Genomic DNA, 9,408 nt, shown 5'->3' on the forward strand with positions numbered 1-9,408 from the left:
ACTCTAAATGGACAGGGAGGGCAGGTAAGACTGGTTCGCCAGCACAGCCCGTTGAGCTGTCAAGAATCACCGCTCCTTCAGGACGGTGAGTATGTCAAACTCCGCCCTAACTTCTTCCAAGCATGAAACCCAGCCACTTGCGTCGCGGTGGGCATCTGAGCCTGAAGGAGAATGCTATTCGTGAAGCTGTAGCTATGAAACCGGGCTTGAAACTTGAGGTAGTCCAGCCATTTCCCAGCCGTCAGTAACTCCTGTAACCCCGCCGCCAGCCTATCGAACGCTATAGCGGTCTTGTCGGTCTTATCCATAACCTTTGCTCCTGTAGAGGGGGGAATTGCTCCCCCCGTGGATAGTTAGGCTTGCTGGCGGAAACGGTCGCTTAGAAACTGATTCACTGCGAGTTTGTGTTTGCAAGTGGGATTGACTTTACCGCCCTGTACTTGGCGTTCGTAATCCTTGCATTCACACTGGAGACCGCGACCGGGGGCGCACCATAGACGGTACTCCTTGCCGTTGCTCAAGTTATGGGCGGTATAGCTGAAGCCACCCACTGGAGTGATCTTGATGTCTGCGCTGCGGTCTAAGCGAGATTCAAGGTAGTCCACTTTGTAGCGCGTCTTGCTGATGAATGTGGGGCGTTTGCCTTGGACATAGACCCAAATGGTCTTAGCTAAGACCTGTAGCTTTTTGACCAGGGCGACGGCGACACCTAAAATCCGCGCGGTAGCAGTTTTGGTAAAGACAGTGAAGGGACGTTGTGACATAATCGGGTAACTCCTGCTGGCTAATCAACTGGTCAGGGGTCAAGCCTTGGGGTGCTACGAACACCGCCGAGGCATTTTTTATAAGGGGTAGTATTGAAAGCCGTTCGCTAAGCAGGTCTTAGGTCGCTGGCGGCTGACTTCTTCAAGTCGGGTGAGGCTCTTTGGTGAGTGCCTTATCTCTATCACTTATACTTACCATCGTAGTTTAAAAGACTTCATTTGTCAACTAATTAGCTTCATTTATAGCTCTTTAGACTCTCTAAAGCTGCTATTATATAAAGAGTCCCAGTAGTCTAGGGGGCTACAGGTGGTACTCTATGGTTTGCACTCTCAAAATTCCAAACGTGATCCGCTGGCGACTTCGTGAAGTCATGGCTCGAAGAAAAATGACCTCCACACAACTTGCAAAAATACTTGAGGTTAATCGAGTCACTGTCTCTGATTGGGCTAATGCTGACGACTTGCCCCCATCCATTGCCAAGTGGCTAAATCTCCTATGCTTTCATCTGGAATGCAGACCAGAAGACCTCATGGAATACACGCCTGATGGGAGAAGCGAATAAACGTAATCCAGACCGATTGTGGCTAGTTCCCTGACATTTCCTCCCCACCCAAAGCATTCCCCCGGCGGCAGGAGGGGCTGCCTTTAAAGTTGCACGGCAGATTTCTGTCAAGGCGTTTTGGTATCCCCTGGACAGGGCTGTTAGCCGTACGGCAGATTTCTGTCAAGGCGTTTTGGTATCCCCTGGACAGGGCTGTTAGCCGTGCTGCCTTGGTTTTGCCCCTCCAGTTTCGGGGTTAAGCTAGTACGCTGCCTATCAATGGAATGCTTTAAAGGCGAAGACCCATTGAGGGGTCAAGCATCGGGGTGGCCCTGACGAGGAGGCTAGCGGGACAGGTGGCTCTGGGAATGTCTGGCTAACCGACCCGTCCTTGTAGTTTGTGTCCCAGATCGGGACACGCCCCGATAAAACAGGGGTCCGATACCAGACCCCTGGTAGCCCACGGGTTCATAAACCTCTGGCAGTCCAGAGAATGATAACCCTTTGGGCAAGCCCACCCTTGGAAGCAACACGACCCAAGCGGCGGCGGGCTCTCCGTTGCTCACTAAAGGTACTGAGTTTCACAGGCTAGCCCTCCCGCTAGCGGGGCCTAGAACCCACTGGACCAGTCCTTTGACCAGGGTATGATGCTTGGGCTACTGCACGCTACCAGAGCACTCCCTACCCCCTGGGACCTTGAGATGAAAACCGATTCCATCTTCTACCAACTTTTCTTGACTGAACCCGCCATCTTCTTTGAGCTTCTCGGCCTAGACCCAGCCCAAGCAGAAGGCTATGCCTTCTCCTCCGCAGAAGTCAAACAAACCAACTTCCGGCTCGACGGCATCTTTACCCCTACCCCACCCCACCGTACCCGCTACTTTGTTGAGGTCCAATTCCAGAAAGACCAGCAGTTTTATTCCCGCCTGTTCAGCGAAATCCTCCTGTATCTGCGGCAACACGCACCCAACCAACCTTGGCAAGCTCTAGTTTTGTTCAGCAGTAGGCAGGCCGAGCCCGATAACCTGACACCTTTCCAAGAACTCCTGGCTAGCTCTCTGGTAGTGCGGCTCTACCTCGACGAGTTAGAGGCCGGGGAGCAGGTGGGCGCAGGGATTGTGAAACTTGTCGTTGCCTCCCCCACAGATGCTCCTGCTCTGGCGCGGGCTTTATTCCAGAAGGCTAAGCAACTAGAGGATGCACAGGCGAGGTCCCGGATAATAGAATTAATCGAGACGGTGCTGGTGTACAAGTTCCCCAACCTAAGTCGAGAGGAGATTCAAGCGATGGTCAACATCACCGATATTAGCTACAAGGAAACCCGCTACTACCAGCAAGCCAAGGAAGAAGGCAAGCTCGAAGGCAAGCTAGAAGGTGAACTAGAGGGCAAGCTGAAGGGCAAGCTGGAAGGGAAGTTAGAAGGCAAGCTAGAAGCCGTATCCGCCCTCCTGACGCGGGGCTTTGGCGTGACCGAAGTAGCTCAAATTCTGGGTCTGACCATCGCCCAAGTGACACAAGCCACCTCTAGCTCCCCAACCAGTCCTTCCGACCTCGCGTAGAGCAAAAACCCTGGAAATTCAGGTCTGCTCCTTGCTAGGGAAATGTTGTTCTCACCCAGGGCAACGCCGACCTAGTCGCCTACGGCAAGCTCTTTAGCGCCAACCCGGACTTACCTGTGCGCTTCCAGGTCCAAGCTCCCCTCAACACCCCGGACGAGACGACATTTTATGGCAGTGGGGCTGCGGGTTACACCGATTACCCAACCCTTAAAGAACGACAACTGGCCTAACCGACTCATCCCAGTCAATAGCGACCAAGCGGAGCAACGCCTGCCCATGGCTTTACCGGGGTGGGTAGTTGTCCTCTCGTAGCTCGGGCCGGGAGACTCGGTCTGTTTGAGCTAATTGGACTGGTTGAGCAAAATCGACAAATTATCAGAGCCGACCCCTGGGTTAGCCGTGGTGATATCCAGTTTGCCATCGCTATCTAAATCCCCGATGGCAAGCTGGACGGGTTGGTCTGCCACGGTAAATCTGGACGGAGGGGCAAAGCTTCCGGTCCCATCGTTACTCAGCACGGAGACCTCCTCGTCCTCGGCAATCACCACCAAATCCAAGTCCCCATCCCCATTGAGGTCCCCTAACTTCACATCAGCGGGGCCAATGGAGTTTACACTACCCACCACAGTCGTAGACGAACTGAAGGTGGCATCCCCACGGTTAGACAGGATGACCACCTTAGCGTCGCGATAAGTATTACCCAGTCCCACCGCCAAATCCAAGTCCCCGTCCCTATCCACGTCGCCCACCGCGATAGCAGAACTACTGCCATACAAGCCGAAGTAGAGTGAGTTCTTCCTGGGTGGGCCGAAGCTACCGTTGCCCTCATTGAGCAGCACTGAGGCGGTTATCTGGGCCGTGAAAGATAGCCCATTACTGGTTGCGAGGTCCAAGTCCCCATCCCCGTCGAGGTCGCCCGCCACGAGGTCCGCAGGTGGACCGTTCACGCGGTAGGCGACGGGTCCGGCGAGGACACCCCCCCCTCGATTCAATAGCACCGTGACATTGCCACTACTCTGGTTGGCTGTAACCACATCAGGCCGTCCGTCCCCGTTGACATCCCCCACGATGAGGGCGACGGGTGTTGCCACGGTAGTTGTGGCGACGGGGGCTGAAAACACACCGCTGCCATCATTGCTGAGGACCAAGACCTGATTCGTCGTCGTCGTTACGGCGAGGTCGAGGTCGCCGTCACTGTCGAGGTCGCCCGTCGCCACCGCCAAAGGTGTAGCACCGAGGTCAAAGTTACGGGGTAAGCCAAAGACTGCCGCACCCTGATTTAATAGCAACGAACCGTTATGGGTCCCGCTATTGACGGTCACGATGTCGAGGCGTCCGTCGCTGTTGAAGTCACCGTTGACCAGGGCAATGGGCTCACTGCCTTCGATGAAAGTCGTCGTAATCGTCGGTCCTTTGCTGAGTAAGACAGTCAAAGAGTTACCTTGCTTTTCCGCCGTGACCACATCGTCATCCCCATCGTTATCCAAGTCCCCCGCCGCCACCGTCCCTGGGGTAGCCACCGTCCCTAAGTTAAGCGGTGCAGCAAAGGTCCCATTCCCCCGGTTGAGTAAGATGTCCACGGCTTTGGTAACGTTGGTGGTGACTAGGTCCAAGTCGCGGTCGCGGTCTAAGTCGCCCATTGCGAGTCCAGCGGAGTTATTGCCCGCACTGGTATTGGTGGCTGGGCCAAAACTACCGTTGCCTTGATTGAGCAGGACGGACACGGTGGAGCCGCTAGCTGTCGCAATATCCAGGTCTCCATCCCGGTCGAGGTCCCCGAGGACGACTTCTACCGGGACGAAATTGGTGTCGAGGGCAGAGGCAGCGGTAAACTCAGCCTGACCGTTGTTTTTTAACACGACCAGAGTACTCGGCCCAGCCAAACCCCCGGCGACGAGGTCCACATCGCCATCGTCATCCAGGTCACCCGCCGCCACACTGCTGAAATTCCGGCCCGTCGCCACCTTGACTGGCGCACCAAAAGTACCCTGGCCTTGGTTCAATAGCAATACAACTGCCTCACCGCCCTGGTCTGCCACCGCTAAGTCTAGGCTGCCATCCCCATCGAAGTCGCCCGTGGTCAGACTCTCCAAGGAAGTCCCCGCGATGATGCGTTGCGGAGCAGCGAGCAAGCCGCCACCCCGGTTAACTAACAGTGCAATCGTGCCATCCGCGCCCGCTGTCGTCACATCCGGGCGGCCATCGCCGGTGAAATCCCCGGTCGTGATGGCCTCAGCCTGGTTATTGCCCCCAGCAAAATTAAGGGGGCGCTGAAAATTACCCTGACCCTGGTTGAACAGGACTGAGACCGTATTGCCATCCACATTGACGATGACTAAATCTAGATCCCCATCCCCCTCTAGGTCAGCCAAGGCCACATCCTGGGGCGACTCTAGTCTAAATACACTGGTTAGGACAGTTTGTGCGGGTGCGAAAGTAATCTGGGCTTGGACCGCCAGAGTACTCAAGGCAAGTGTGGCAGCCAAGCCAAAGAGCAAGCGATAGGTTTTTGTCGTCGCAACCTGAGATAACACGATGAACCCCCCTTACAAACAAACCGCCAGTGTCTGTTGCTATTAAACGTGACACAGCTTGGTTAAGAAATGGTTAAGTCTATTTCCGGTTTGCCGCTTCGTAAAGTTCGATGGCTTCACGCAAAACTTCTACAAGGCTGATGTCTTTCTCCGCTGCAATTTTGCGTATGCGGTGTCGGAATTCCTTCGGGACTTTGAAGCCTAAATTGACGTATTCGCTAGAAGCTGGCTTCCGTTCGTCTATTTGTCTATTCGTCGTTTCGTCTCTGCTTGTCTCCCTTATGACCGGGCGGTTTGGCGCATCGCTTGCAGGGGCTCCCTCTCCTTTTGCCGCCAGTAGACCCGACATATCAAGGGGCTTTTTCTTAGACATTGAGCAGCCCCTTTCCCTTTTTCTCAGAAATCGTCCTTTCGTCTATTCGTGATTTGACGAACTTCAATAATTCTCGAATTTCTTGCGCCCCTTTCCCGCTCGGTTCATCCTCAAGTAGCGTTGAACCGGCAAAAGACGCTTTGGCGTACCCTTCTCGTTGTTGAATAATCGTTTGGCACACTGTTCCGTGCTCCGACAGCGCAGCCGTCGTCGAAATCAAGAGTTGGGTTCCAGGACGAGCCTTACTGAGAACGAAGATGAAGGGTCTGCCACTTTCTTTGACGACAGGCAACGTCAGACGACTGAGCGAACGCACATCATCTGGACTTGGCACCACTGGGATCACTATCAAATCTGCGGCTCTGAGAAGCTCGGCGTAGGGTTTAGCGTCGGCGGCGGCGGTGTCGAAGAAGAGGTAACCAAAGCGGCTGGCTAAAGCTGGTTGCTTCTGGGTAAACTCTGATATTCCCATTACGGCTAAGGGCGGCGTTTCTGCACTACGCGCATTCCACCAGTCTGCCAGGGAACTTTGCGGGTCCGTATCACACATCACCACTGAGCCAGGAGCTGCAAGCTCGGCTGCCACGGCTAAGTGGCGCGTAATATTTGATTTCCCAACTCCCCCTTTACTGTTCAGTATCACAATGGTTTTCATCGGCCCAATTTTAATAGACGATTAGACAAAATTAAGAATATCGTACTTTCGGTATTTCGTCAATAGACAACTTCGTGCATTAAACTATTAACTAATAGACGATTAGACGAAATTAAGAATACACAAGTTGCTGCATGGGATTGACGGCTATGAGACGACTTTATCCTTCCATTACTCCCCAAGCCCCTTTTCGTACCTTTGCCGCGATTCACCCCACAATAGTAGAAACAGGTTCCGGGCAAACGTATGGGCGACAGTCGGCGCAGAAAACAGCTAGACCCCACCTATGGGCAGACAACCCAAGAGGACGCTGACATCCTTGATTTCTTTGGGCAAGCATGGTGTCGTCGGCATAGTCGTTGCCAACGCCGACAAGCCTATCTAGAAATGCAGGTATTCCTGCAAACACTCACGCCCGATGAAATCCAAGAAGTGACAGCCCAATGGCAAGGCACGTCCCCGCGCCGTCCTTTTGCAACTGTCCTGTTTGACTATGTTGAGCATTGTGAACATAACCCGCTGCTTCTGGTCGAAACAGATGCCTCCTCACGATTGATTGATGTGTTCCCCCTTGAAGTTGAGTCTTTGCGGTAGCTAATTGGCAAGAATAGCCGTTGGGTCCAAGGTAAACCCCGGTAAGACCTCCTCCCCAGTTAGGAGCGCGGGAGCCGTGAGAATTTCTACTTCTTGATTAGGACGATAAATCTCAACAGACTGATGCTGCGGGTCTAAGAGCCAACCCAGCCGTGTCCCGTTCCCTTGGTATTCCCGCATTTTGCGTTGCAGTTCACGCAAACTATCCGTGGGGGAGCGCAGTTCCACGACGAAATCAGGGCAGAGGGGGGCGAACTGCCGTTGTTGTTCCTGGCTTAGGACTGACCAACGTTCCCGGCGCACCCAACTGGCATCGGGAGAGCGAACCGCGCCATTGGGCAGGGTAAAGCCAGCGGAGGATTCAAAAGCGATACCCGTGCCGTCCTGTTCACTCCACACGCCTAAGCGCAAAATCAACAGAAGATTGCGCCGACTGCCATCACTACCCGCAGGGGCCATAATCACGAGTTCTCCCTGAGCGGTGAGTTCCAGCCGTAGGTCCCGGTTTAATACACACAGCGCGGCAAACTCTGCCGGGGTGACTGGGGCGGGTAGGGTGAGGGTGTTCATCGGGTCCTCAGTTTCGGGGCAAGGGCATCGCGCACGGCCTCACCTGGGTAACGTGTAGAAGGCACGGCGCAACAGATAGGTCAGCATTAACGGTCCCTTACGGGCGAGTACGGCGGGGATAAAGGCGACACCGGCAAGTCCGGCTAAGGCCAGCACAAAAAGGTAGTTGGGTTGATTCCACTCCCGTTGCTTTTGTTCCCGCAGCACCGGGTCGACTTTGTAATATTTCACTAAATTGTAGGCGACGGGGTGTTGTAAAACGTTCTGCGTCCAAACGCCGTAGGGCATGTAGAAGGCTTCGTGGTACGTGTGGATCACTGGACAGTCTTCGTTCAGGATGTCCACCATTTCGCGGAGGATGGCCCGTCGTGCAGCGGTGTCCTCCATGCTCTGCATCTGTAAGAAGAGACGGTCAAAGGCCAGATTCTCATAGCGGCTTGTGTTGACCACCCCCGGATTTTTGGAGTAGTACAAAAACATGAAATTCTCCGGGTCTGGGTAATCAGCAAACCAACCGTTGCGGATGATCTGGAAGTTCCCCCGGTCCTGTTTGTTGAGGGATTCAGCAAAGGTAACTAAGTTAGCGCGAGCACTAACGCCGATGGCCCGGAACTGCTCGGTGATGTACTCCGCTTCCCGTTGAGATTCGGGACCCCGGAAGGGGTAGACAATCTCCACAACTAAGGGTTTACCCGTCTTAGGGTCAATCCCATCGGCGTAACCGGCTTCTTTCAGTAAAACCTTCGCTTTTACTACATCCTGGCGACCATAGGGATTTTTGTAGTCTGGGTCGTAGCCAAAGAGTCCCGGTGGGAGCGGACTCTCAGCCTTAAGTTTGGTGCCGTTATAGAAGAAATCGTTGAAGCGGTCAAAGTTGTAGGCCAGGGCGAGGGCTTGGCGCAGCTTCTTATTCTTACCCAAGAGCGGGTCTTTCATGTTGAAAGAGATATTATCCGACGAAAAGAGAGCCACCTGTTCGAGTTTGGTCCCGGACTTAGCGAAATCCCCAGAGAGTTGGTTATCCGCTGTAATCCCCTGCTCGACAATGTTCTGGCTCTGACGACGAGCGGCGGTTTTACCCAAACTGTCTAAATAACCTTGACGAAACAAGGTCCAACTCGGAATAGCTTCCTTCATAATGTTAAAACGGGCTTCGTCAATAAACGGTAAAGGCTTGCCCGCATCAACGAGTAACCCTTTTTCGGCAGAACCGGGATCACCCGTGGTCGGAAAGAAACTATGGCGGTGGTTCGCGTTGCGGACTAGCACGATGCTCTGGTTGCGCTTCCATTCCTTGAGCTTATAAGCTCCGGTGCCGACAGGATGGAACATGAAGCGTTCCCGGCGCACCCCGTCATGCCTCTCACCGTCGTAGTAAGCCACTGCCTCAGCCGGAACCGGGGCAAAAAAGGAGGGGGTTGCCATCCAGTAGCGCAACTGGGGATAGAGCGTCTTCAGGCGAATCGTGAAGGTGTAGCGATCTACCCGTTGGATGCCGCTAATTGGCTGGTTGTAATCGGCTTTACCGTCTTTTTTGGCTTGGTCATAGAACTCTCTTAACCCGACAATCACCTGCGACAAGGGGTCAAAAACCGGGCTAGCGGTAGGTGCCTGGATAAAGGGGTCCCCAATCCGTTTCAGGGCATAGATAAAGTCATCACTCACCACTTCTCGGCCCTTACCGTCCGTAAAACAGGGGTCATCCTGATAGCGAATCCCCTTTTTGATCTGGATAGTATAGATCTCGCCGCCATCGGGTAAGGGCATGCGAATTGGTAGAGCCGCCGCTAGACCGGGCTGGAGTTCCATGCGTTGAC

General features: G+C 54.0%; 10 protein-coding genes. 3 read left to right on the top strand and 7 right to left on the bottom strand.

The window, feature by feature from the left end; genetic code table 11:
• Positions 1-77: 77 nt before the first annotated feature.
• Both HFM78_RS00845 and HFM78_RS00850 read right to left on the bottom strand, forming a co-directional pair.
• Positions 78-308 (bottom strand): ArdC-like ssDNA-binding domain-containing protein, encoded by a 231-nt coding sequence (locus tag HFM78_RS00845; RefSeq protein WP_287127520.1) that lies wholly within the window; start codon positions 306-308, stop codon positions 78-80.
• Between the two features lie 45 nt (positions 309-353).
• Positions 354-764: a hypothetical protein gene (locus tag HFM78_RS00850; protein WP_287127521.1), complete on the bottom strand. Its 411-nt coding sequence runs from the start codon at positions 762-764 to the stop codon at positions 354-356.
• Positions 765-1,081: 317 nt separating this feature from the next.
• Here HFM78_RS00850 and HFM78_RS16055 point away from each other — a divergent pair, with 317 nt between their 5' ends.
• Positions 1,082-1,327 carry a helix-turn-helix domain-containing protein gene (locus HFM78_RS16055; protein WP_396034821.1) on the top strand — a complete coding sequence of 82 codons (246 nt, stop codon included), beginning with the start codon at positions 1,082-1,084 and terminating at the stop codon, positions 1,325-1,327.
• A gap of 680 nt (positions 1,328-2,007) precedes the next feature.
• Complete coding sequence (locus HFM78_RS00855; RefSeq protein ID WP_287127522.1) at positions 2,008-2,865, top strand: Rpn family recombination-promoting nuclease/putative transposase; 858 nt, start codon at positions 2,008-2,010, stop codon at positions 2,863-2,865.
• Between the two features lie 341 nt (positions 2,866-3,206).
• Here the strand turns inward: HFM78_RS00855 and HFM78_RS00860 are convergent, their stop codons facing one another.
• From HFM78_RS00860 to HFM78_RS00870, 3 genes are all read right to left on the bottom strand, one after another.
• The gene (locus HFM78_RS00860) at positions 3,207-5,399 is read right to left on the bottom strand and encodes a VCBS repeat-containing protein (protein WP_287127523.1); all 2,193 of its coding nucleotides are present in this window, start codon (positions 5,397-5,399) and stop codon (positions 3,207-3,209) included.
• Positions 5,400-5,478: 79 nt separating this feature from the next.
• The gene (locus HFM78_RS00865; RefSeq protein ID WP_287127524.1) at positions 5,479-5,772 is read right to left on the bottom strand and encodes a hypothetical protein; all 294 of its coding nucleotides are present in this window, start codon (positions 5,770-5,772) and stop codon (positions 5,479-5,481) included.
• Positions 5,765-6,427: an AAA family ATPase gene (locus tag HFM78_RS00870; protein ID WP_287127525.1), complete on the bottom strand. Its 663-nt coding sequence runs from the start codon at positions 6,425-6,427 to the stop codon at positions 5,765-5,767. The genes HFM78_RS00865 and HFM78_RS00870 overlap by 8 nt, the downstream gene beginning before the upstream one ends.
• A 246-nt stretch (positions 6,428-6,673) precedes the next feature.
• Here HFM78_RS00870 and HFM78_RS00875 point away from each other — a divergent pair, with 246 nt between their 5' ends.
• Entirely contained in the window at positions 6,674-7,021 is a 348-nt protein-coding gene (locus tag HFM78_RS00875; protein ID WP_287127526.1) for a hypothetical protein, read from the top strand.
• On the opposite strand, the gene HFM78_RS00880 is transcribed toward HFM78_RS00875, so the two are convergent.
• Positions 7,022-7,591, bottom strand: a complete 570-nt coding sequence (locus tag HFM78_RS00880) for a Uma2 family endonuclease (RefSeq protein WP_287127527.1) — start codon at positions 7,589-7,591, stop codon at positions 7,022-7,024. It abuts the gene before it with no gap.
• Between the two features lie 39 nt (positions 7,592-7,630).
• On the bottom strand, positions 7,631-9,408 hold a 1,778-nt coding region (locus HFM78_RS00885), incomplete at its 5' end, for an ABC transporter substrate-binding protein (RefSeq protein WP_287127528.1).

Origin of the sequence: Candidatus Cyanaurora vandensis (genome assembly GCF_013285555.1) — a bacterium.
GTDB classification, from domain to species: domain Bacteria; phylum Cyanobacteriota; class Cyanobacteriia; order Gloeobacterales; family Anthocerotibacteraceae; genus Cyanaurora; species Cyanaurora vandensis.